The organism is Psychrobacter vallis (genome assembly GCF_904846715.1).
Classification (GTDB): Bacteria; Pseudomonadota; Gammaproteobacteria; order Pseudomonadales; family Moraxellaceae; genus Psychrobacter; species Psychrobacter vallis.
The window spans coordinates 74,990-98,257 of sequence record NZ_CAJHBU010000003.1; the positions used below are offsets into that span (position 1 = coordinate 74,990).

The window sequence follows — 23,268 nt, forward strand, 5'->3', positions numbered from 1 at the left end:
TTAGATTTCATATCTAAAGACACGGTTTATCATTAACGGCACCGAAGAAATCCAAATTTAAGCAATCAAATGAAGAGTATGGATAAAGCGTTCTAATAGTCACTATTAATAATGGTACCTCTATGAAAACCAATAAGTTACCTCAGTCAGCATGGTCTGATTCACAGGAAGCTGGTTCTCAGTCTCAGCAGACTAACCAGTCGAGCAGTTACTATATGAACGACGGTGATAATCAGCATACAGGTGATGCCAGCAATGATGCTAGCTACCATCATGAAAAATGGAATAATCAAGATTCTAATCATTTGGCGACAATCACGTCTCCACAAGATAGCTGTTTTGGCTACAAACGCCCTGTAAAGGCAAAAGAGTTCGCCATGACTGACACACAAAATGCAAAGAATGATATTCTAAAAACTCATGACAATGACAGTTTTGATATTGCCAATGGTTATAAACAATCACAAAATTTAAGCGAAAAAGAACCATTGATGTCAGATTTTTCAACTGATTCGGTGGAGAGTTTAGATGATGCTTGGCAAGACATCGATGCATCATCCACTAGCAATGCCTCATATACAGAGATACCGGAGCGTATATTTATGAATGGATTAATCAAACATACAGGCATTGCTTTAGCTATTATCATACCGTTAGCCGCGTTTTCAGCTTATGCTGCAACGCCACCAGTAAATGCTGCCTCTGGAGTAGGAGTAACAGCGAGTGCTACGACTGATAAAACAACGACAGAAACGTTATCAATCAAGCCAAGTGCCATCATACATAAGGCTGCCAGTACCCCAACCACAGTTGATAGTGTGGATTTGAAGAAATACGCAGGAACATGGTATGAGATAGGGCGCTTGCCCATGTATTTTCAGCGTAATTGTGCCAGTGACGTGACGGCCACTTACACTGAAAAAACGGATGGATCAGGCATCATAGTCGCTAATAAGTGTATGGGTACAGATGGTACTAGCATTTCCGCTGAGGGTCTAGCTAAGCCAGTAGATGCAACGGGAAGTAAGTTAAAAGTGACGTTTTTGCCATCGTGGATTCGTTGGTTGCCAGTAGGGCGCGCTGACTATTGGGTACTAGCACGTGATGCTGATTATAAAACGGCTTTGGTAGGAACACCTGATAAGGACTATCTGTGGTTATTGGCTCGTTCGCCAAATGTCAGTCAGGAAACCTATGCTAAATATCGTCAGATTGCTCAGCAGCAAGGATATGATTTAAAAGAATTTAAGCTGACACCGCATAGCAATCAAACCGTTAAATTGGTGCCATAATTATTTAGCTAGCCACCTAGTGACTGATTGAATCAGCCATTTGGCTTTATATTATCCGATTGGTTATCCAAAATAACGAGCCATAAGAAGGCAGCATCATTGGCTGCCTTTATTTTTATTATGACCAGCATGTCATAATAAAATGCCTTATAAGCCCTCGTAGTTCGGTTATCGCTGGCAAAATAGAGCGTTTTAGGCTAAAATCTAGGCGATTTAAATACTCTAACGTCAATAAGTAATACCAACCGTGTTTGGTTATCATGCTAGAGTTATTGCTTAGACTACCCACGACTTATCTCATTTCTAGTTCTTTATACTTTATTGATCATACATTACTGACCATAAGGATGTTTCTCGTGAGCAACGCTGATACTTTACGCCAATTGCATCAAGACCATTTAAGCAATTATAACAACCAAGAGCAGCAAGCGATTGAGCTTATGGGGCTATTAAATAAGCTCTATAACCAGCAAGACGTGCAAGTGACTTTGTTCGGCGAAACGCTAAATACGACTTCAGTTGGTCAAATATTGGCATTGCATCAAAAAGTTGCACTGCGTGAGCAAGGTGCTAAATCTATTGATATCGCTGATACGTTAGCCATGGTTAAAGCGTTAGCAGACAACCCTAGTCTGCAGTCGGCACGAGTTGATGTTGGGCAACTAATCGCCAATGACACTGATTTACAAACGGCGCTTCAAGCAATAAATAGCAATGACAACACCGTGAATGCTGCAACGGATGTTGTATTGTATGGCTTTGGTCGTATTGGTCGTATCTTAACGCGTCTGCTCCTGTCACAAGCATCAAGCGCGAAAGGTTTGCAATTAAAAGCCATTGTCGTACGTCCTGCTGCCGCTGGTGATTTAGCAAAGCGTGCATCACTATTAGAGCGTGATTCCATTCATGGTAGCTTCGCTGGTGGTGTGGTTGTCGATGACGCAAACAATGGTCTGATTATTAATGGTCGCTTTGTGCAGATTATTTATGCCAATGATCCAAGCGATATCGACTATACCGTTTATGGTATTGATAATGCAGTCGTTATTGACAATACAGGTATTTGGAAAGACGAAGCGGGTCTTGGTAAGCATTTGCAATCTACAGGCGTGAAAAAAGTCTTATTGACGGCACCTGCTGGCGGTGAAATCAAAAACGTCGTTTATGGTGTGAATAACGATACGGTTGGCGATGATACGATTGTTAGTGCGGCAAGCTGTACCACCAACGCCATCACGCCAACCCTAAAAGTATTGAACGATGAATACGGTATTGAAAACGGTCACGTCGAAACGATTCACTCATTTACTAACGACCAAAACCTCATTGATAATTATCATAAAGCCGATCGCCGTGGCCGTAGTGCGGTACTCAACATGGTTATCACGAGTACCGGTGCGGCAAAAGCGGTAGGCAAAGCGCTACCAGCATTGAGTGGTAAATTGACGGGTAATGCAATTCGTGTACCTACGCCAAACGTCAGTTTGGCAATATTGAACTTGAACCTCAAAACCGCACCGAACAGCGCCGATGCGTTGAACAATTTTATGCGTAAAGTTGCTAATAGCAGCACTTGGCAGTCGCAGATTGCTTATACAGATTCAACAGAAGCCGTATCGACCGATTTTGTCGGAGATACTCATGTCGGTATCGTCGATGCACAAGCAACGATTTTGACTGACAATCATGCGATCGTTTATATTTGGTATGATAATGAAGTAGGGTATAGCACTCAGGTATTGCGTTTGGCGACGCAAATGGCAGGAATCAGTTATACGCAGATTCCAGCATAAAGCATCAAACCTGAACAAATGCTACTTTATATGTCTGTTAGATAGTTTGGCATAATCTGAAATGTTATACTCAAACACCCGATAGTCTGATTGGTTATCGGGTGTTATTGTCATAATAAATGCTAAGAGAAAATACAACGTTTGCTGAGAGCATGATGACAATGCGATGACCACACGATTTAGTAACACCCTAAAACACAGCCGTTGGTTGTAACCAGTATGTATACTGGATTGTAAATTAAGGAAAGTAAAATGCGATTTATTGATGAAGCCGTCGTAACGGTAAAAGCAGGTGACGGTGGTAACGGAATCGCCAGTTTTCGCCGAGAAAAATATGTCCCACGTGGTGGACCTGATGGTGGCGATGGCGGCAAGGGCGGAGACGTTTATGTCATTGCAGAGGATAACACCAATACGCTAGTTGACTATCGTTATACTCGTCGTCACGATGCCATGCGAGCTGAGAACGGTCATAGTAGAAACTGTTCAGGCAAGGGTTCTGATGATTTGTTTTTACCAGTGCCTATCGGTACCACAGTAGTTGATACCGAAACAGATGAAGTGTTGGGCGATTTGATTGAACTTGGTCAGACGTTACTGATTGCCAAAGGTGGTGATGGTGGTTTGGGTAATACCCATTTCAAGAGCTCTACTAACCAAGCACCGCGTAAAGCGACGTCAGGTTTTGAAGGTGAGCTAAAAGTTCTTAAGTTTGAGCTAAAAGTAGTGGCCGATGTTGGCTTGATTGGTTTGCCTAATGCTGGTAAATCTACCTTTATCCGTCAAGTTTCTGCTGCTAGACCAAAGGTTGCTGACTATCCATTTACCACCCTCGTTCCTAATTTGGGTGTGGTCGATATCGGTCGTCATCGCTCATTTGTGATGGCGGATATTCCAGGTCTTATCGAAGGCGCTTCAGAAGGTGCCGGACTTGGCATTCGTTTCTTGAAGCATGTGGCTCGTACACGTCGCTTGTTACATGTGGTTGATGTACAGCCAATTGATGGCAGTGATCCAGTAGAGAATGCTCGCGTCATCTTAAGAGAGCTTGAGCGTTTTTCACCTGAATTGGCTAATTTGCCACAGATTTTGGTATTGAACAAAATCGATCAGGTGCCTGAAGAAGAGTTAGATAAGCTTTGTACCCATATTGTCGCCGAGCTTGATTGGACAGGCGATGTATTTCGCACCTCAACCTTAATGGGTGAAGGGACTGATGCGGTTAAATATCACTTGATGAATGAGATTGAATTAGAGCGTGAGCGTGAGCTAGAAGATCCTATCTTCGCTGAAGCACAAAGAACACGTTTTGAGCGCTTAGAAGTGGAAGTACGCCTTAACACTGAAGCCCAGCGTGAAGCGTATCGTGCAGCACGCAAAGCGGCGCGTGAAGGTCTAGATTCAACCGATGATGCCGATTTTGATGCTAACTTTAATGATGACGACGAAGATGGCGTCGAGGTAGTTTATGTTCCTTAAGCGAATGCGCTTAAGCGGATATGTTTGAATTTTTTAATCAATCCCCGTAATCAATTCACATGAGAAACAGGAGTTTATATGGTAGGTGACATGGAAAACACGATCGAAGAAGCACGGTTTATTAAGCAAACCCGCAACTTTGATATTCAGCGCGTTATTGTCAAGATTGGCTCATCGTTATTAACCAATAATGGTCGAGGGCTAGATCGAACTGCCATATATGAGTGGGCAAAGCAGATCGCTAGATTACATAAGCAGGGCATTGAAGTCCTGCTGGTATCGTCAGGTGCGGTTGCTGAAGGTGTAGTACGGATGGATCTTGACGAGCGCCCTAAAAAGCTAGCGGCATTACAAGCTTGTGCGTCTATCGGGCAAATGGGTTTGATTGAAACATGGTGGTCAGCCTTAATCCAACATGGTATTCAAAGCTCACAGCTGCTATTGACTCATGATGATTTATCTAATCGTAGCCGTTATCTCAATACGACAAGTGCGCTGACGCAATTATTAGAATGGCGCGTGCTACCTGTCATTAATGAAAACGACACCATTACTATTGATGAAATTAAATTTGGTGATAATGATACTTTAGGTGCAATGGCCGCAGCGATGGTCAATGCAGATTTGTACATTATCCTAACGGATCAAGATGGTGTGTTTACGGATAACCCACGTGACAATCCCAATGCTAGAATGATTCGACAAGAGCGTGCAATGGCGGATTATTTGTTTGACATAGCAGGAGATGGCGGTAAGCTTGGACGCGGTGGTATGCTGACCAAAATCCGTGCTGGTCGCCTTGCTGCAATGGGTGGTTGTCCGACCGTTATTGTGAGCGGAGCTATTGATGACGTTATCACTCGTGTGGTATCAGGTGAAGCAGTTGGCACGCTTTTGACGACCAATGATGAAGACAAAATTATCGCTCGTAAGCAATGGCTGGCGGCGCATCTGCGTATGTCTGGTAGCTTGGTTGTCGATGCTGGTGCGGCAAAAGCCTTAACCGAACATAATAGAAGCTTATTACCCGTCGGTGTTGTCGAGGTTCGTGGTGGCTTTGATGAAGGTGATGTCGTTGAAATTATTCACGAAGATACGGGTGAGCGTATCGCTGTTGGACAGGTGAATTTCTCCTCTCATGATGCGCGGCGAGTGGCACGTGAACGTACCGAACAGTTTGATAAGATCTTTGGTAATAGTGAAGAACGTGTCGTGATGGTGCACCGTGATAACTTGGCAATAACCGTATAATGCATGAGTTTTATAGCAATATTTATTGTTTCAAGATTTGAGTGCTTATAACAAATACCGAGCGTTTCATAAAAGCATTCTAAAGTAGTGTATAAAAAGTTTAGAGACTGCTATTAATGTTCATTAGCGATATTGCAGTCTTTTAAACTTACATGTTGCTATCCATATGTTATAAAAATTTATTACTCTTTTATTCAATTTATTTTATCCAACAAAGTGTTCATACTCATGAATACTTTGTTGTTTTGGAGATTTGTACATGAGTGCTTCAGACAATAGCAACTCGATTCAGCAAGAATTTGCGCCTTTAAAAAATGACAGATTGCTACGGGCACTACGCTTTGAGACGATAGATACCACTCCAGTTTGGATGATGCGTCAAGCAGGTCGTTATTTGCCAGAATACAAGGCGACTCGTGCTGAAGCGGGTGACTTTATGAGCTTATGCAAAGACACAGACCGTGCTACTGAAGTGACTTTGCAGCCGCTACGTCGTTATGATCTAGATGCGGCTATTTTATTTAGTGATATTTTAACCATTCCTGATGCCATGGGACTGGGTCTGTATTTTGAGACGGGTGAAGGTCCTAAATTTAAACATCCTATTCGTACGCAAGCTGATCTTGATAGATTGCCATTACTTGAACCCAATGACTCGCTGGATTACGTCATGCGTGCGGTGACGAGTATTCGTAAAGCCCTAAATGGCCAAGTGCCTTTATTTGGTTTTTCTGGTAGTCCATGGACATTGGCTACCTATATGATTGAAGGTGGCAGCTCAAAAGACTACCGTTATACTAAAGGGTTCTTGTACAGTAATCCTGAGTTTTTACATCAATTATTAGATAAATTAGCAACGGCAGTGATTGACTATTTAGATGCACAAGTTGTCGCTGGCGCTCAAATATTACAGATATTCGATAGTTGGGGCGGCGCGCTTGGTCATCGTCAGTTCATTGACTTTTCGCATGCTTATAACAAGCGCATTGTCGCTGAGTTAAAAGTCCGTCATCCGCAAATCCCAGTGGTACTATTCACCAAAGGTGGTGGATTGTGGCTGGATGTTCAAGCGGACAGCGAAGCCGATGTGTTGGGTCTAGACTGGACGATGCCGGTCGATCGTGCGCGACAAGTGCTGAATGAAAGCCAGCGCCAGCTGACCAAACAGCATAAAAAACTACAAAGTAGTAAAGCCATTCAGGGTAACTTGGATCCAGCCACATTGTATGGCTCGCCCGCGACTATTCGAGCGGAAGTCAACGCAATGCTCGATAGCGCCTATGCTGGCGGTGAAAAAACAGGCTACATAGCAAACTTAGGGCATGGTATCACTCAATGGGTCAATCCTGACAATGCCAAAGTGTTTATCGATGCGGTACATGATTATAAAATTTAAGTTTTCTAAGCTTAAATGTAGACGTTATATCTAGCTAGTATTTACGGCGTAAAAGAAAAGGAATATTTTATGATTTCAGCAGCGATTGTTGGTGGTACAGGTTATACGGGTATTGAGCTGATTCGTTTATTGTCTGCGCATCCTGAAGTATCTATTGATTTGCTCACATCACGTAGCGAAGCGGGCACACGAGCTGATGAGATATTCCCGAGCTTACGCGGTATTTCAGATATAGTATTTAGTGATTTAGGCGATAACACGCTTGCGACATTACAAAAATGCGATGTGGTGTTTTTTGCCACGCCACACGGCGTTGCCATGCAGCAAGCTGAAGCACTTACTCAAGCAGGGGTAAAAGTGATTGATTTGGCCGCTGACTTTCGTTTGCAATCATTGACGGATTTTGAGCACTGGTATCAACAATCGCATGCTTGTCCTGATCTCCTAAAAACAGCCGTTTATGGATTGCCTGAAGTCAATCGCGATAAATTAGCAAGTGCTTTGGTGGTTGGCAATCCCGGATGCTATCCGACTACTGCTATTTTGGGTTTAAAACCAATTATCGAAACCCAAAATAAACAAGCAGAAAGGCTGGTTGAGTCTCGTATTGTTATTGATGCAAAGTCTGGTGTTTCAGGAGCAGGTCGTCAGGCGAAACTTGCGCTCAACTATGCTGAAACCACCGATAACTTTAAAGCATATAGTGTCGAAGGGCATCGTCATTTGCCAGAGATCGAACAAGGCGTTGCACAACTATTAAACAGCCAATTTACTCATCGCATTCGTTTTTTACCGCATCTTGTACCCATGATACGTGGCATGCTTAGCTCTATTCATTTAGAGCTTACTGAAGCTGGCGCTGCTATTGACTGGCAACAAGTATTCGAGAGTAGCTATACGTCAGAGCCATTCATTGATGTTATGCCAAAAGGTATTTATCCAGATACGCGTAGTGTCCGTGCTAGCAATCGCTTACGCATTGCTGTTCACCAAGATAACGCGCGCGCTGAGTTAACAGTTATCGTAGTACAAGACAATTTGGTAAAAGGTGCAGCCGGACAAGCCGTACAAAATATGAATGTGATGTTTGGATTTGATGAATCTATGGGATTGGATTTTGCTCCTATTGTCCCCTAATAGGGGCTTGTTACTAACGAATCATTCAGATTCATGGTGCTAGGTATTGATTATAAATTCCGCTATAATGATTTGCCTTTACTGTTAAGAGATACTATTTAAATGCGTGTCAAGCTTGTACGACGCCTTTGCTCACAGCCAGCACGTTCATCGTGCCAAAATGCTGCTCTTTATTACATGGGGCATAGACCGCATCTGCCTAAAAGTAGTGCTGGTTCGTTAAATGCAATAGATGGGACGCAACGAGGAGCATCCACATTAGTATTAGCGCTCTTTGTCGTTGTGATATTAGTGACGGCTATCGTTGGACTGGTATTTGGTCACAAATTAGGCTATCAGCGCGGCTTTCATTCGATGCAAACGGAAACCAAGCAAGCAATGATTAATAGCACTGAGGCCACAAGAGAGCTTGAAAAATTAAGCCTCAGTCATAAAATAGCGACCAACCAAGCATCTACTGCCAAGCAAGAGTTGGCGATAAGTTTGGCCAATCTCAACGAATTGCGTAAAAGTCAGCAAACCTTAACGGTAAAAAACAGACAGATCTCTCAGCTCAATGAATTGTATGCAGATATCGTTAGTGATAAAGGCGGCATGCCTTTACAGGTGATTGGTGCTGAGATTAAACCCTTGCCTGAAAATGCCTTTGAGTATGGTTTTGATGTTGGTATGCTCAGCAGTGATGGTAAAGCCAAACGCTTAACGCCAACATTGACGTTGCTTAATGACGACGATTTGGTGGAAGTACCGTTGGATCCGTCGTTCTATACGATTGAAGGTATTACCCGTATTCGTGGTCGTTTCACGATGCCAACTGGATTTAAACCATTACAAGTCAAGCTTAGCTTACAAGCAGGCGGGCAAAAAATAGAGCAGTTGTATAATTGGACACTTGGTGCTAGCGTTGATGGTATGCCGTTATCGCTTTTAGACTTACCAAAAGTTGATGAAAGCCCAATAGAACCTTAATGAGTTATTAGTTGATGATAGCGTTATTCAAAATCATGAACAACGCTTATATGTAACGATTAAGCGTTGTTACATGCTTGATTACCTGCCTTTAGTATCTCTCTTACTCCAAACTTACCTTATAATTATATTTTGATTATGATGAAAAAAATGATATTACAAGCTATACCGACGGTTTCTGATTGGCACTTTCCCAATATGCCTGTACCCCGTGCGCAAGATGGTGATACGGACGGCGAAACTGCGCCACAGACTGACGTGTTGGTGGCAGAGCCAGAAGTGGCTAAACCACCCATGTATGCAGTGGTTATGTACAATGATAACTATACGCCGATGGAGTTTGTCGTCTACGTTTTGCAGTCAGAATTCCGTCATAGTATGGATTCTGCGGTCGAGATTATGCTGACGATTCACAACAGTAGCAAAGGCATCGCTGGTATTTATCCTAAAGATATTGCTGAGACCAAAGCCAAAAAGGTAAACAGCCTTGCGCATCGTGAAGGTTATCCGCTACTCACTCAAATAGAGCCGCATCAAGGTGAGTAAAGATTGTACCTAAGTTTTTCGTTCTTTTTTACTTTCATCGTTTCAATCTTTTTGTTCTCATTTTTATCGCCATGTTTAAAATGAGGACATGCCCTAAACTAAATGAAGGTTGTCTAAACTCTTTATAACCTTTTGAATCATTCTATTACTTGCTCTTATCTACTCATTTCTTCGTTTGCTCATACACTGTTATTTCTGAATCTACCAACGTGCAATATGCTTCGATACACTTTAGTCTGTGTTAATAGATTGACTCTGCTTGAGTATCGTGTTGAGATAAAGAAAAGCATGTGTCAATTATCAAAATTCTCCGTCAATGATGAATCGCATGGTATTTAAGCCGTTTATGCCCAATGTCCTTTATTCATGCTTGTTAATAATACGAATATTGCCCTTGAACAATCTATCTGTCGCCCTGATTTACTTACTAACTCATTCATAAAGCTATCAATTATTAAGATAGGTATAACTGTAGGAAGTCATTATGTTAAGTCGTCATCTTGAAGTTTCTTTGCGTTTAGCAATGACACTTGCGCGCCAAAAATCGCATGAGTATCTCACTGTTGAACATTTACTATTGGCACTGTTAGAAAATACTCACGCTGCCAACACATTGACTGCCTGTAACGCCAATGTTTCAACGCTACGTACTGAATTGGAAGCTTATATCAATAAGCATACGCCAACGGTAGAGGCAGATACGGAGCAATCACCGCAGCCGACCCAAAGCTTCGATCGTATTTTGCAACGCGCTATTTTTCATGTACAGTCTATTGGTGGTGGCCGTCTGGTCGAAGGCTCAGATATTTTAGTCTCTATGTTTTCAGAGCATGATACTTACGCGGTTTATTTGCTTAAAAAGCAAGGCATCAGTCGTCTTGAGCTGACTCAATATTTATCTCATGGTCAAGACAAGGACGAGCCAGCTGAGCCACGTGCATCTGTGACTGGTGAGCGCCGTAGCGCGTCTGAGAAAACCAGCAAAGATCCATTGGTTGAGTTTGCTACTAATTTAAACCAGCGGGCCGCAGAAGGTAAGACGGATCCATTGATTGGGCGTGCTTCTGAAATTGAGCGTGCTGCTCAAGTACTATGTCGCCGCCGCAAAAACAATCCGTTATTAGTCGGTGAGCCGGGTGTTGGTAAAACGTCTATTGCTGAGGGTTTGGCATGGTTAATTATCAATGACAAAGCACCAAAGCCACTGAGCGGTTGTGTGATTTATAGCCTTGATATTGGTTCATTAATTGCAGGAACCAAGTATCGCGGTGACTTTGAAAAACGCATGAAATCCTTGCTTGACGCGCTCAAGAAAAAGCCGAACGCCATTTTATTTATCGATGAAATTCATATGATTATCGGCGCAGGCTCCTCTATGAGTAGCAATATGGATGTATCAAATCTAATTAAGCCCGCACTTGCCAATGGTGAGTTACGCTGTATTGGTTCGACGACTTTCACTGAGTATCGTCAGGTATTTGAAAAAGACCATGCACTCTCACGTCGTTTCCAAAAAATTGATGTAAAAGAACCCAGTGTGGATGACACCATCGATATTTTACGGGGTCTCAAAACGCGTTATGAAGAGTTTCATAATGTTGAATATACGGATGAAGCACTGGTCACAGCAGTACAATTATCAGCCAAGCACATTCATGAGCGTTTTTTGCCAGATAAAGCAATCGACGTGATTGATGAAGCAGGTGCCTATAAGCGTTTGGGTGTGATTCCTGATGCCGATGACATCGATGCTGAAGAAAGTTTCATTGCGGATATAGAGCAAGACTTTGATGCGCAGATTGATGCTGATGTTGAAGGAATTGATACCGACAATGACAGCGACAGTGAAATGCAAGATGAAGCAAAATCTGCCAAAGCGCATGATCGCGCCAACACAGAGGATGAACCAAAACTATCTAAAGCCAAAAAACCACCGATGAAAATTGATGTGGCTGATATCGAAGCCATCATTGCCAAGCTAGCGCGCATTCCGCCCAAATCAGTATCAAGTGATGACAAAAGTATTCTTGAGCACTTGGACCGCGATCTAAAGCATTTGGTGTTTGGTCAGGATGAAGCGATTGCGACACTTGCTGATGCGATTAAGCTGTCTCGTGCTGGTCTAAAAGCACCAGACAAGCCGATTGGTTCATTCATGTTTGCGGGGCCGACAGGCGTTGGTAAAACAGAAGTCTCTCGTCAGCTAGCCAATCTACTAGGCGTGGAGCTGATACGTTTTGATATGTCAGAATATATGGAAGCCCATACCGCTTCACGCCTAATTGGTGCGCCGCCAGGATACGTGGGTTATGACCAAGGTGGCTTGTTGACTGAAAAGATCAATCAACATCCGCACTGTGTGTTATTGCTTGATGAGATCGAAAAAGCGCATCCTGATGTGTTCAATTTGTTGTTACAAGTGATGGATCATGGCACATTGACTGATAATAATGGTCGTGTGGCTATCTTTAAGCAAGTGATCGTCATTATGACGACGAATGTCGGCGCAGATAGCATTAGTCGCTCTTCTATGGGCTTTACGCAGCAAGATCATAGCCGTGACAATACTGAATCACTCAAACGTGTATTTACTCCTGAATTCCGTAACCGTTTAGATGCAATTATTCAATTCAATCCATTGGATCCGTCAGTGGTGGTATCGGTGGTCGATAAATTCTTGGTTGAGCTACAGGTACAGCTTGATGATAAGCAAGTCACTTTAGAGATTGATGATGACGTGCGTGATTATTTGGCCAACAAAGGCTATGATCGTCTCATGGGTGCCCGTCCGATGCAGCGCTTGATTCAGGATGAGATCAAAAAGCCATTGGCAAGTATGATTCTGTTTGGTGAATTGGTTAATGGCGGGGTAGTACATCTTACCTTGGAGCCTGAAGCAACCGATGCCCAAAAGGATGATACTATCAATCTCGATAAAAATAGCGGCAAGTCTTCAGATAAAGGTTCGGCCGATAGCCGTATTATCTTGACAGTGGTTGAGACGCATGAGCCACATCCAGATTCTGAATCATTAGCCAGCTAAACCATTACGACTAATATTATAGAAACGATTGCTATATTATAAAAACGGTTACTGCGGTAGCCGTTTTTTTATTGCTATAATTTACAATAAAATCTATAAACCGTTTTATCTCTCTCATATAGTGAGTTCATTATAAAAACGATATAGCGAGCGGGACTGGAATAAATTTTTTGCAGCCTCTGGAGTGCAAAGCGCACAGCAAGCAAGAAAAATTTATATCAGTGCAGCGTTGCAATATAATGTATATGTTTTATTTAGAAACGACTATAACAAATAATAAAGGACATATTATGGAACTGTTCGATGAGCAGACGACAAAAACTCCAGCGCAAAAACAGGCAATTTTAGACAAAGTCCGCCTTCCAGAAGATTGGAAGATGGCATTGTCAGAGGAATTAACATCAGATAATATGGATAATTTACGGGCTTTTTTAAAGGATGCCTATCAGTCAGATGACAGTATTTATCCACCTGCACCGCTGATATTCAATGCGCTTAACTTAACGCCGCTAGCACAGGTTAAGGTTGTTATCTTAGGACAAGATCCTTATCATGGTCCGGGGCAAGCGATGGGCTTATCATTTTCTGTTCCCAAAGCCATTCCAAAGCCACCATCACTCAATAACCTACTCAAAGAGATGGCAGATGATATTGGCATTCAGCCGTCCAAGCATGGTGACTTAACTTATTGGGCGCAGCAAGGGGTTTTGCTATTGAACAGTTCATTGACTGTAAAAGAAGGAGAGCCAAACAGTCATCAAAATAAAGGCTGGGAGCAATTTACTGATGCTATGATTGATGCGGTCAATGAACAAACGGAGCATACCGTATTTATCTTGTGGGGTAGCAAGGCGCAAAAAAAGGGTAAGTATATCGATACCAGTAAACATCTGATTTTGACAGCGGTACATCCTTCGCCACTTGCGGCCAATCGGGGTGGGTTTTTTGGTTCTAAGCCGTTTTCTAAGACCAATGACTATCTGCTGCAATACGGTCAAACGCCGATTGATTGGCAGTTGCCACAGTAAATGCCAATCAATCCAATGATAAACCTACCGCCTTATGAGTTTATGAATGGTCCGTTTATGAATGGCTTACCGATAAGTGAGGCGTTTGCCACCCGTACATTTTGGTCAATTCAAGATGCTAAATGGATGCAAAAAGCGCTTCAATTGGCCAAACAAGGAGCCAAAGCTGGAGAAGTGCCAGTAGGTGCTATATTGGTACATAATCAGCAAATGATTGGTCAAGGGTTTAATGAACCGATTGGCCGTCATGATGCGACGGCTCATGCTGAGATCGTGGCGCTACGAGATGCTTGTGCGCGCCTAAAAAACTATCGTTTACCGCTGCAAACCACCTTATATGTCACTTTAGAGCCTTGTACCATGTGCATTGGCGCGTTGATTCATGCACGAGTTGATAGATTGATATATGCAGCAAGCGAGCCACGGGCTGGGATGGTTGGTAGTCAAATGAATTTATCAGCGCAGCCCTTTTATAATCATAACATTCATGTACACCGTGGCCTATGTAGCGATCATAGTAGTCAGATGCTTAAAGCCTTTTTTCGTGAGCGCAGAAAAGCTGCAAAAAAATCAGATAAGTAGGGCGCGTTTGATATTCACAAATACCAATCTCAAAAATTAGAGTAGCAAGAAAAACGAGCGCGAGTACTGCTTATTGTAGGCCAAACGAGTTTGAAGTAGCCAATCGTATTTTTTGGGTTTGGTATAATTAACAAGATATCGGTCTTGTTGCTAGTGATTGATTCGTTTCTTTGCTATAATATTGCCCTATTTGAGGGCGAAACGTTACGGTCGCTGCCAAATGTTTAGTGAACTACTCAATGAATATCGTTCTGTTGCTGGCATACTAAAAACCGCATAAGTAGCGCCTACTGTTAAGTGAATATTATGACTGTCTGCACACCTGATAATTTATTTAAGAGTAATGAGACCTTGCTTAATAGTGATGATGACCAAGTGTTGCCATTGCGTTATCCGGTTATTTGTATCGATGGGCCAAGTGGCGCAGGTAAGGGCACGGTTACGTGGCGCTTAGCACAAGCGTTAGGATATCAGTTACTAGACTCGGGTGCCTTGTATCGAATTGTAGGACTCAAAGCCTTTGAAGCTGGGTTGATCTCTACAGATGTCAGTCAAGAAATTGATGAGATGGCTATCTTGGCATTAACAAAAAATTTAGACATTGCTTTTGTGCCTAACAATGAGTCAGGACGTGTTGATATCATTGTAAATGGCGAGGCGGTAGGTGAGCAAGTCCGTAACGAAACGGTGGGTGGCTATGCATCACAGGTAGCTGTGTTCCCAAAAGTTCGTCAAGCATTGTTAAAGCTGCAACAAGATATGGCAACCCGCTCAGGATTGGTCGCTGATGGTCGTGATATGGGTACGGTAGTATTTCCAGATGCCGATGTAAAAGTTTTTTTAACAGCAAGTGCTGAAGCACGTGCTGAGCGCCGCGTAACGCAGCTACTCAATGCTGGTCAAATAGCCGATTTTGAGGAAATTTTAGCAACGATTAAAGCCCGTGATGATCGTGATGAAAATCGTACCACTGCACCCTCAAAACCTGCAGAAGATGCCTTGCTATTAGATAGTTCAACATTAGACGCTGATATGGTCTATGAGCAAATAAAGAAACACTCTCAAGAAAAGGGCATTGTTTTTATTCGTTAATAAAAACAACATAGTAAGTACCAAAAAACTCCCTATAAAGGTTGGATTTAGTATAAAATTGCAGTAATGAAACTTGATTGTTTTTCGAATTCCAAAAACCTATAAAAAGGTAAGTTTTCTAGGAATAATTATATAAAGTGGTTTGGTGTAAGACGGTTGTTGCTAATGAGTTTTTTCAATCATTTGCTTATTATCAACAAACGTTTTTTTATATGAATGTATGAGATATAAAACCAGTATTCTCGTTTTATACAGTCATAAATTTGATCCGTACTGTGCTGGACAGGATACGGCTATACAAAGGTAGACATAATGGAATCATTTGCTGAACTATTTGAAGCGAGCATCGAAGAAACAGGTCTGGATATCGAGCGTGGCTCGGTTATCACCGGTACTGTTGTCGCCATCGATAACGACTGGATTACTGTTGATACTGGTCTAAAATCTGAAGGTATCGTCGCTCGTGAAGAGTTTTTAAGCGAAGAAGGCGAACTTGAAGTTGAAGTTGGCGATAGTGTTGATGTCGTAGTTGAAGCGGTCGACAACGGTATGGGTCAAACCTTACTGTCGCGTGAAAAAGCCAAGCGCGTTGAAACTTGGAATATCCTTGAAAAAATCTCTGATAATAATGAGATCGTAAAAGGTATTATTTCAAGCAAAGTTAAAGGCGGCTTTACCGTAGATATCGGTTCAGTACGCGCGTTCCTACCAGGTTCATTGGTAGATGTGCGTCCTATTCGCGACACGACACACCTTGAAGGCAAAGAGCTTGAATTCAAAGTTATCAAACTTGACCAAAAGCGTAACAACGTGGTTGTTAGCCGTCGTGCAGTTATGGAAGCTGAAAACTCAGCTGAACGCGAAGAGCTATTGAACAAGCTTGAAGAAGGCATCGAAATCGAAGGTATCGTTAAGAACCTAACTGATTACGGCGCGTTCGTTGATCTTGGTGGTATTGATGGTCTATTGCACATCACTGACATGGCATGGCGCCGTATCAAGCATCCATCTGAAGTTGTTGAAGTTGGCCAAGACTTGAAAGTTAAAGTATTGAAGTTTGACCGTGAGCGCAATCGCGTTAGCCTAGGTCTAAAACAACTTGGTACTGATCCTTGGGACAACGTTGGCGGTACTTATCCAGTAGGTAGCGTTGTTAAAGCACGCGTCACCAACTTGACTGACTATGGTTGTTTTGCTGAGATTTCTGAAGGTATTGAAGGTCTAGTACACGTATCAGAAATGGATCATACCAACAAAAACATCCACCCATCAAAAGTTGTTCAAGTGGGCGATGAAGTTGAAGTCATGATTCTTGATATCGACGAAGAACGTCGTCGTATTAGCCTAGGTATCAAACAGACTCTAGCCAATCCATGGGATGAGTTTGATAAGAAACATGAGCGTGGTGATAAAATCACTGGTACGATCAAATCAATCACTGACTTCGGTATCTTTATCGGTCTAGACGGTGGTATTGATGGTTTGGTTCATCTATCTGATATCTCTTGGAACGAAACTGGCGAAGACGCTATTCGTAACTACAACAAAGGCGACACTGTTGAAGCAATGGTATTGTCAGTAGATGCAGAAGCAAACCGTATCAGCCTAGGCGTGAAACAGTTAAGCTCTGATCCATTCAATGAATACCTAGTCAACAATGACCGTGGTGCTATTGTTAATGGTAAAGTAAAAGAAGTAGATGCTAAAGGCGCTACTATTGAGCTTGCTGATGAAGTTGAAGCGTACCTACGTGCCTCTGAAATTCAACGTGACCGTGTTGAAGATGCGACTAAGCATCTGAGCGTTGGTGATGATGTTGAAGCTAAGATCATCAGTGTTGATCGTAAAACACGCAATATCAACTTGTCTATCAAAGCGAAAGACGAAGCTGAAGAGCGTCAAGCGATTAAAGATTTGGGTAGCACGAACACCACTACTGCTGCTTCAAGTTCTGATGCTCAGCCAAAAACGATTGGTGATTTGATCAAAGAACAAATGCAATAATCGGTAAGATATTGATATAAAAGTAATATAATAAAAGCGACTCCGGTCGCTTTTTTTATGATTGCATTTTGATACAAGTTTCATCATTGAGGTTTTTAGTCAAATTGGCAAACTTTTATTCCTATTTACTGCAATATCCGTTATCATTTGCAACATTGAGTAACGAGATGTGAATCAATAGATGTTCAGTTTGATTCATAATCATCTTATCCATCAATCGACAAGGCAAGCGTAATAATGCAACAAACGATTAATAAATCTGAATTTATTAGTAATCTGAGTGCGAACTGTGACAATATGGCTGATGCGGTGGTCGATGACGCAGTGCGTGAAATATTAAATCTGATGACCCATACTTTGGCTAATGATGGGCGAGTAGAGGTTCGAGGGTTTGGCAGTTTTTGCTTACATCATCGCCGTGCACGCATGGGTCGCAATCCTAAAACGGGAGAAAGTGTCCCTGTTCCTGCTAAAGCCATTCCACATTTTAAGCCGGGTAAAGCACTACGTGAAGCAGTCAATGATAAAGTTGCAAATAGTTAAGAGCAGTTATAAACTATTGATTAAATAGAACATTTTAAAGTAATTCGCTAGCTGCTTTTGCTATGATTTTATCTTTAAAATATCTCTGATACGCCAAACCGAGGTATATATCTTATGCGATTTTTACTGTTTGTTTTACTGTTTTTAAGCTTTGCTTATTCGCTTGGTTTGGTATTGGCAAATAATACCGAAATAGGCGTAAACCTACTATTCTCGCAAGCACCTACGATGAATTTAGGATTGCTACTGATTCTCTGTCTCATACTTGGTGTCGTCATTGGTATCTTATTGGCATTACTCATATTTCGTGTATTACAGAATAAATGGGAAATCTCACGTCTGCAAAAGGTAAATGCAAATTTGCAGGAGCAATTGACACAAGCAAATATCGTTATCGACCGCCAAGCAAACGCTCCCACGATAGATGAAGCGGTCTATGGTGCAACAGCTACCAATGTACATGAAGACACCGCACATAATTTAGATACAAATGCGACCTTAACCAAGAAGAAACGCGACTATTGATTGAATAATGAATATGTTGTTGAGACGGCTAGACATAATAATTTGATAAACTTGATATAAAATGGCATAACAATGAATAATATAATCCATTCTCCAGTGATAGTTGCATTAGATAATATGACTATGGAGGCATCTTTAGCGTTAGCTGACCAATTAGACCCCACATTGTGTCGATTAAAAGTCGGTAAAGAGCTATTTACTCGCTGTGGACCTGAAATCGTTAAGGCGCTACATCAGCGTGATTTTGACGTGTTTTTGGATCTAAAATTTCATGACATTCCTAACACGACCGCGCAAGCAGTATTGGCAGCGGCAGAGCTAGGTGTATGGATGGTAAATGTCCATGCAAGTGCTGGTTTAGAGGCGATGTCACTGGCCAAGCAGCGTTTATTAGAAGGTGGTTTTGAGACATTACTGATTGCAGTTACGGTCTTAACCTCTATGGACAATCAAGCACTGATGCAAACGGGTATTGTTGACGGTTTAGATGCCCAAGTGAGTCGATTGGCCCAATTGACCAAACAGGCAGGTCTTGATGGGGTTGTTTGCTCGGCACAAGAAGCCAAGGTACTTAAATCCTTATGTGGTAATGACTTCAAGCTTGTCACTCCTGGTATTCGTTTGCTTGAAGACAATGCGGATGATCAAAAACGTATTTGTACGCCAAAACAGGCGCTAAGTTATGGATCAGATTATCTGGTTATTGGTCGTTCAATTACTCAAGCTGCCGATCCTGCTGCTAAACTGCAAACCATACTCCACAGCCTCTAAAAAAAGCGTCTATAAAAAGTATCTAGTGTTACATAGCTGGAAAATAGCAGAAAAGGCAGCCTAACTCGCTGTCTTTTTTACTTTTTGTTGATTAGTAAAAAAGTGCTACACTATTTGAACTTATGCTTATACAAACCCTAAAAGTTATGATCGGCTATGCTGGACTTGCGTAGACTATGACATGTGGTACTCATGCTTTTTTTATTTCCACTAAAATTTTTGAAAATAGCACCTTTGGATAATATTAAATAATATGAAATTACAAATTTTAAGTGACTTACATATTGATAGCTATGCTCGTCAGTCGCATCCGATAGGACATATCCCTAAGACTGATGCAGACGTAGTACTAGTAGCGGGAGACACGGCCAATAGTGATAGCGGTATGCCGTGGCTACAAGCGCAAGCAACACGCTTACAAGTGCCGCTAATTACGATATCCGGCAATCATGAATATTTTAATGAAGACGTGTTACATTTTGATGAGAAGTTAGCAACGTGGGACAATTATAGTGATGAGTCGAAGCAAGGTGTTAGGGTGCTACAGTGTCAACATATGGATATTGGTGAAGTGCGAATCTTAGGTTGCACACTGTGGACGGATTATCAGTATCAAGCCAATGAAGATACCATGGCTGCTGCCATGCGGTTTATGCGTGATTATAAGCAAATATATGCTGGTAGTGAGCTATTTTCCCCTCAGGTTTCGATGCAAATTCATGCTAAGCAGCGTCGATGGCTTCAGCAAGCATTGATAACGGCTAAAGAGCTCGGCAAAAAAACTGTCGTCATGAGTCATCATAGTATCAGTCCGTTATCAGTGTCTGAAAAATATGCGGATTTGCCGAGTAATGCCGCTTTTGTCAGTGACTTATCTGAGTGGATGCACGAGGATTGGGCACCGGCACTTTGGGTACATGGTCATACGCATGAAGCATTTGACTATCGTATTGGTAAAACACGTGTCATTGTCAATCCGCGTGCTTATCCTAATGAGGTGAGTAGTACGGCTTTGGAATTTGCATGGGATAGAGTGATTGATCTTGATTAAAATATCGATACTATTAGCGTCATGAATTTCTCGACACGTCCTAAAACTGAATGGATATTTTATTCATTCTTATCAAAAAATCTGCTACGCTTACGACTATGAGCAGAAATCCTAGTAATCCTTTGTCAAAAATATCCGCTGAGAAACTTGCGAGTCATACTCCAAGTGCGCCAGCGCCTTCACACCTACCTGAGAGTATGATTGCTTCGGTCAGTTTACTGCCTGAAAATAAACGACTGATTTTATTTACCAGACATTCTCTACGTGAGCGCTCTGATGGCAATGGTTTTGCCAGTTATCAGCTGCCACTGACACCCAAAGGTCGCGTGTTGGCAAAGTCTTGGGGACGTTGGTTGGCAGGACATTTGCCATATTCACTCGACGTCGATAGTATCTCAAGCCCTATCGGTCGTTGTATTGATACAGCGCAGCTTATGCAAGAAGGAGCAGGACTAAAACGTGAAATCTCGCATCAGTCTTTATTGGTTGAGCCAGGCAGCTTAGTCACTGAACCTGACGTTGCCAATCCAATATTTAAAGAAATTGGCGTGCTTAATTTTATCAATCGGTTTTTGCAAGGCAATCTCGAAGGCACTAAAAATGCCTATCAAGGTGGTCTCGATATCTTATCGCTTTTTTATCAGAATCAGCCACAACATGGGCATTTGATGCTTGCTGTCAGTCATGATACTTTACTGTCCGCATTTTTAGCAGTGATGTTTGATGTGATCGAGATAGATTGGAATGATTGGCCAAAGATGATGGAAGGGGTGTTTTTGTGGTTTGATGACAAGCCTTTTGAGCATGCTAACGCGTATTTTGTCTGGCGCGGTGAAGTATATATTCGGCCAATACACTCTTTATTAGAGGGTTACCGTGCGGCAGGATTTCACCCCAGCAAACTATTATTACCACCAGAAGTAAAGTGGATGTGATGCCAATCCTAAAAATATGAATCGCTGTATCAAACACGTCCTAGTCTATATGATATAGAATTTATACCTGTTCCTTATTACTAAAATTTTTGAAAACAGCCTCATAGCTATTCAGATGAATTTTCTGTGCTGTTTTAATTTTTGAGTAGGCATAAAAAAACCTTGTACCAGTATTACAACTAGTGACAAGGTTTTAGTCATTTCGCTATGATAGCGAGATGCGGTCTAAACAATACAAATCTTAAGCTTGTAGGCCTTTGATGGTTTTGTTTAGGCGGCTCTTACGACGAGCAGCTTTATTCTTATGAATAATACCTTTGTCAGCCATACGATCTAGAACTGGTACCGCTTTTTTATAAGCTTCGGTAGCCGCATCATAATCTTTGGCTGCGATAGCCGCATCAACACGTTTTAAGTAAGTACGAACCATAGAGCGTTGTGACGCAGAGTTCTGACGACGTTTGGTGTTTTGACGGGCGCGTTTACGAGCTTGTGCAGTATTAGCCACGCGTATCTCCTTGATAAAGACAGATAAAATATGAATGTTGATTGCAATAATGGGTTTAACAATCATCGGTGACGAGCAGCCGTCTCGTCAAACATGATGTCGATGTCTAATATTAAAGTATCTAATATTAATGAATCATCGCAAGCGCCAGAACTGTTTGGAATAATTAAACAGCGTTGACGTGTAAAGCCGGATATTTTAGCAAATTATTGCGCTTAGGACAATATGTTTGATGATTAATGCTTAAAGAAGTTATGAGATCACATGGATGACTGGTTTTTAGGGTGTTTATAGTAGGTTTTTATTGACATAGTTGGTCAGCAATAAAAGATTTATATTCCTAAAAATACGCTATAGGTATGGATGCTCTCATTGGCTATGCAACCCCTCAGACGAAAATTTATCACAGTAGTAGTGTATTTTTTAGAGCGAATCGACTATAGCTGATAAAATCTCTTACAATAAACCCTGTAGAATAACGTCAGTTATGCGTTAATCTAGGTATGATACTAAAATGATAAGCGGCCAAAGTATCTGCTTCGTCATTATAATAAATTTTCAACCGTCTATAAGTGGATAGGATATGCAGCGAAAAGCAATTGTAATTGGTGCGACAGGACTGGTAGGGCAGCATCTTGTTAAACAGCTTAGTGAACTTTATGACACGTTAATTGTGATTGCAAGGCGTCCGCCACGCTATATTAATGCTAGCATGCGTTTCTATCAGGTCAATGATTTTGATAACTTAGCAGAAATATTTGCAAGTGTTGGCGTTGATCGCAAGACAGATGCCTTTAGCTGTCTTGGTACTACAAAAAAGCAGGCTGGTAGCAATGAAGCTTTTCGGAAAATCGACCATGATTATAACGTAAATTTTGCCAAACTTTGCCAAGATAAAGGCGTTGAAAACTTCTTTTTATTGTCTTCGATGAATGCCGATATTGACAGTCGTTTTTTATATAATCGGGTAAAAGCTGAGACGGAACAGTCTATTATGGCGTTAGATTTTGCGCAGATGGTTATTTTCCGTCCTTCATTATTGCTTGGCAAACACCAAGGACGTCCACTAGAGAGTATTGGACAAAAGGCCTTTCAGCTGATTTCGCCTTTGGTGTCAGAGTCATTATCACTGCACCCTATTTCTGCTAAGCGTGTTGCTAGTGCGATGGCGATGAGCGCGCATGATATTTATGAGCGTAGTAAATATCGCACTGAGCCTATGATGCAGAAAACGGTTATCATCGAAAATAAGCAAATGCTGGCGATGACCAGAGTGAAACCGTAAACGCTAGATAACCTAGAATTGATAGTTGATTCTAAATA

The 23,268-nt window shown here is 41.8% G+C and carries 20 protein-coding genes; 19 read left to right on the forward strand and 1 reads right to left on the reverse strand.

Annotation, left to right across the window (positions count from 1 at the left end):
- Positions 1-122: 122 nt before the first annotated feature.
- The 18 genes from JMY02_RS02850 (at position 123) to JMY02_RS02935 (ending at position 21,437) form a co-directional block, all read left to right on the forward strand.
- On the forward strand, positions 123-1,292 hold the full coding sequence (locus JMY02_RS02850; RefSeq protein WP_201594986.1) for a lipocalin family protein: 1,170 nt from the start codon (positions 123-125) through the stop codon (positions 1,290-1,292).
- 347 nt (positions 1,293-1,639) lie between these two features.
- The gene (locus tag JMY02_RS02855; protein ID WP_201594988.1) at positions 1,640-3,085 is read left to right on the forward strand and encodes a glyceraldehyde-3-phosphate dehydrogenase; all 1,446 of its coding nucleotides are present in this window, start codon (positions 1,640-1,642) and stop codon (positions 3,083-3,085) included.
- Positions 3,086-3,337: 252 nt separating this feature from the next.
- Positions 3,338-4,564 (forward strand): Obg family GTPase CgtA, encoded by a 1,227-nt coding sequence (gene cgtA, locus JMY02_RS02860; RefSeq protein ID WP_201594990.1) that lies wholly within the window; start codon positions 3,338-3,340, stop codon positions 4,562-4,564.
- A gap of 78 nt (positions 4,565-4,642) precedes the next feature.
- On the forward strand, positions 4,643-5,815 hold the full coding sequence (gene proB / locus JMY02_RS02865) for a glutamate 5-kinase (protein ID WP_201594992.1): 1,173 nt from the start codon (positions 4,643-4,645) through the stop codon (positions 5,813-5,815).
- Between the two features lie 259 nt (positions 5,816-6,074).
- The gene (gene hemE / locus JMY02_RS02870) at positions 6,075-7,211 is read left to right on the forward strand and encodes a uroporphyrinogen decarboxylase (protein ID WP_201594994.1); all 1,137 of its coding nucleotides are present in this window, start codon (positions 6,075-6,077) and stop codon (positions 7,209-7,211) included.
- A gap of 69 nt (positions 7,212-7,280) precedes the next feature.
- A complete protein-coding gene (argC, locus tag JMY02_RS02875; protein WP_201594996.1) occupies positions 7,281-8,348 on the forward strand; it encodes an N-acetyl-gamma-glutamyl-phosphate reductase in 1,068 nt (355 codons plus the stop codon).
- A gap of 102 nt (positions 8,349-8,450) precedes the next feature.
- Positions 8,451-9,317, forward strand: a complete 867-nt coding sequence (locus JMY02_RS02880) for a hypothetical protein (protein ID WP_201594998.1) — start codon at positions 8,451-8,453, stop codon at positions 9,315-9,317.
- Between the two features lie 150 nt (positions 9,318-9,467).
- Positions 9,468-9,863, forward strand: a complete 396-nt coding sequence (locus JMY02_RS02885) for an ATP-dependent Clp protease adaptor ClpS (RefSeq protein WP_021815004.1) — start codon at positions 9,468-9,470, stop codon at positions 9,861-9,863.
- Positions 9,864-10,347: 484 nt separating this feature from the next.
- Positions 10,348-12,906, forward strand: a complete 2,559-nt coding sequence (clpA, locus tag JMY02_RS02890) for an ATP-dependent Clp protease ATP-binding subunit ClpA (protein ID WP_201595000.1) — start codon at positions 10,348-10,350, stop codon at positions 12,904-12,906.
- A gap of 290 nt (positions 12,907-13,196) precedes the next feature.
- On the forward strand, positions 13,197-13,934 hold the full coding sequence (locus tag JMY02_RS02895; RefSeq protein WP_201595002.1) for a uracil-DNA glycosylase: 738 nt from the start codon (positions 13,197-13,199) through the stop codon (positions 13,932-13,934).
- A complete protein-coding gene (gene tadA, locus JMY02_RS02900) occupies positions 13,935-14,516 on the forward strand; it encodes a tRNA adenosine(34) deaminase TadA (RefSeq protein WP_227678391.1) in 582 nt (193 codons plus the stop codon).
- A 306-nt stretch (positions 14,517-14,822) separates the two neighbouring features.
- The gene (gene cmk / locus JMY02_RS02905; protein ID WP_201595004.1) at positions 14,823-15,608 is read left to right on the forward strand and encodes a (d)CMP kinase; all 786 of its coding nucleotides are present in this window, start codon (positions 14,823-14,825) and stop codon (positions 15,606-15,608) included.
- A gap of 309 nt (positions 15,609-15,917) precedes the next feature.
- A complete protein-coding gene (gene rpsA / locus JMY02_RS02910) occupies positions 15,918-17,612 on the forward strand; it encodes a 30S ribosomal protein S1 (protein WP_200861769.1) in 1,695 nt (564 codons plus the stop codon).
- Positions 17,613-17,849: 237 nt separating this feature from the next.
- Positions 17,850-18,155 carry an integration host factor subunit beta gene (locus JMY02_RS02915; protein WP_021814997.1) on the forward strand — a complete coding sequence of 102 codons (306 nt, stop codon included), beginning with the start codon at positions 17,850-17,852 and terminating at the stop codon, positions 18,153-18,155.
- Between the two features lie 114 nt (positions 18,156-18,269).
- Positions 18,270-18,680: a lipopolysaccharide assembly protein LapA domain-containing protein gene (locus JMY02_RS02920; RefSeq protein ID WP_201595006.1), complete on the forward strand. Its 411-nt coding sequence runs from the start codon at positions 18,270-18,272 to the stop codon at positions 18,678-18,680.
- Between the two features lie 72 nt (positions 18,681-18,752).
- Entirely contained in the window at positions 18,753-19,451 is a 699-nt protein-coding gene (pyrF, locus tag JMY02_RS02925; protein ID WP_201595008.1) for an orotidine-5'-phosphate decarboxylase, read from the forward strand.
- A 253-nt stretch (positions 19,452-19,704) separates the two neighbouring features.
- Positions 19,705-20,502, forward strand: coding sequence for a metallophosphoesterase (locus JMY02_RS02930; RefSeq protein WP_201595010.1), 798 nt, complete (start codon positions 19,705-19,707; stop codon positions 20,500-20,502).
- A gap of 98 nt (positions 20,503-20,600) precedes the next feature.
- Positions 20,601-21,437 (forward strand): histidine phosphatase family protein, encoded by an 837-nt coding sequence (locus JMY02_RS02935; RefSeq protein ID WP_201595012.1) that lies wholly within the window; start codon positions 20,601-20,603, stop codon positions 21,435-21,437.
- Positions 21,438-21,678: 241 nt separating this feature from the next.
- Here the strand turns inward: JMY02_RS02935 and rpsT are convergent, their stop codons facing one another.
- Positions 21,679-21,945: a 30S ribosomal protein S20 gene (gene rpsT / locus JMY02_RS02940; protein ID WP_010200097.1), complete on the reverse strand. Its 267-nt coding sequence runs from the start codon at positions 21,943-21,945 to the stop codon at positions 21,679-21,681.
- Between the two features lie 583 nt (positions 21,946-22,528).
- Here rpsT and JMY02_RS02945 point away from each other — a divergent pair.
- On the forward strand, positions 22,529-23,230 hold the full coding sequence (locus JMY02_RS02945; RefSeq protein ID WP_201595014.1) for an NAD-dependent epimerase/dehydratase family protein: 702 nt from the start codon (positions 22,529-22,531) through the stop codon (positions 23,228-23,230).
- The last annotated feature ends 38 nt before the right edge of the window (positions 23,231-23,268 follow it).

Excerpts from the sequence above, each read along its gene's own strand:
- JMY02_RS02850 (WP_201594986.1), top strand. The coding sequence starts at position 123 with ATGAAAACCAATAAGTTACCTCAGTCAGCATGGTCTGATTCACAGGAA.
- JMY02_RS02855 (WP_201594988.1), top strand. The coding sequence starts at position 1,640 with ATGTTTCTCGTGAGCAACGCTGATACTTTACGCCAATTGCATCAAGAC.
- cgtA (WP_201594990.1), top strand. The coding sequence starts at position 3,338 with ATGCGATTTATTGATGAAGCCGTCGTAACGGTAAAAGCAGGTGACGGT.
- proB (WP_201594992.1), top strand. The coding sequence starts at position 4,643 with ATGGTAGGTGACATGGAAAACACGATCGAAGAAGCACGGTTTATTAAG.
- hemE (WP_201594994.1), top strand. The coding sequence starts at position 6,075 with ATGAGTGCTTCAGACAATAGCAACTCGATTCAGCAAGAATTTGCGCCT.
- argC (WP_201594996.1), top strand. The coding sequence starts at position 7,281 with ATGATTTCAGCAGCGATTGTTGGTGGTACAGGTTATACGGGTATTGAG.
- JMY02_RS02880 (WP_201594998.1), top strand. The coding sequence starts at position 8,451 with ATGCGTGTCAAGCTTGTACGACGCCTTTGCTCACAGCCAGCACGTTCA.
- JMY02_RS02885 (WP_021815004.1), top strand. The coding sequence starts at position 9,468 with ATGATATTACAAGCTATACCGACGGTTTCTGATTGGCACTTTCCCAAT.
- clpA (WP_201595000.1), top strand. The coding sequence starts at position 10,348 with ATGTTAAGTCGTCATCTTGAAGTTTCTTTGCGTTTAGCAATGACACTT.
- JMY02_RS02895 (WP_201595002.1), top strand. The coding sequence starts at position 13,197 with ATGGAACTGTTCGATGAGCAGACGACAAAAACTCCAGCGCAAAAACAG.
- tadA (WP_227678391.1), top strand. The coding sequence starts at position 13,935 with ATGCCAATCAATCCAATGATAAACCTACCGCCTTATGAGTTTATGAAT.
- cmk (WP_201595004.1), top strand. The coding sequence starts at position 14,823 with ATGACTGTCTGCACACCTGATAATTTATTTAAGAGTAATGAGACCTTG.
- JMY02_RS02915 (WP_021814997.1), top strand. The coding sequence starts at position 17,850 with ATGCAACAAACGATTAATAAATCTGAATTTATTAGTAATCTGAGTGCG.
- JMY02_RS02920 (WP_201595006.1), top strand. The coding sequence starts at position 18,270 with ATGCGATTTTTACTGTTTGTTTTACTGTTTTTAAGCTTTGCTTATTCG.
- pyrF (WP_201595008.1), top strand. The coding sequence starts at position 18,753 with ATGAATAATATAATCCATTCTCCAGTGATAGTTGCATTAGATAATATG.
- JMY02_RS02930 (WP_201595010.1), top strand. The coding sequence starts at position 19,705 with ATGAAATTACAAATTTTAAGTGACTTACATATTGATAGCTATGCTCGT.
- JMY02_RS02935 (WP_201595012.1), top strand. The coding sequence starts at position 20,601 with ATGAGCAGAAATCCTAGTAATCCTTTGTCAAAAATATCCGCTGAGAAA.
- JMY02_RS02945 (WP_201595014.1), top strand. The coding sequence starts at position 22,529 with ATGCAGCGAAAAGCAATTGTAATTGGTGCGACAGGACTGGTAGGGCAG.